The organism is Paraburkholderia sp. SIMBA_027 (assembly GCF_046535315.1).
GTDB lineage: Bacteria > Pseudomonadota > Gammaproteobacteria > Burkholderiales > Burkholderiaceae > Paraburkholderia > Paraburkholderia tropica.
In genome coordinates this window covers 1-264 of the sequence record NZ_JAWRWY010000811.1, presented here as the reverse complement: position 1 = coordinate 264, position 264 = coordinate 1, and the positions used below count along the sequence as shown (strand labels likewise).

At 64.0% G+C, this 264-nt stretch carries 1 protein-coding gene; it reads right to left on the bottom strand.

Annotated features, from left to right (window positions below; all coding sequences use genetic code 11):
- A partial coding sequence (locus tag SB764_RS41315) for an efflux RND transporter permease subunit (RefSeq protein WP_410866942.1) occupies positions 1–264 on the bottom strand: 264 nt, incomplete at both ends.

Sequence of the window (264 nt, the reverse complement as noted above, 5' to 3'; positions counted from 1 at the left end):
GCCTTTTCCAGGCGCTTCGCTTCACGCAGCGTCGCCTGGAACGAGGCGCCTTCCGGCAGTCGCAGGTCCACGAGCAGCTCAGGCCGTTCCGAGTTCGGGAAGAATTGTTGCGGCACGCGCGTGAAGGCCGCCATCGCGAACGCGAAGAGCACGGCGGTGACGCCGAGCACGGCCCAGCGACGCTCGATACACCACGTGACCCAACCCGAAAGACGCTGGTAGAAACCGGTGTTGTAAACATCGTGCTCGTGGTGATGTCCGCCA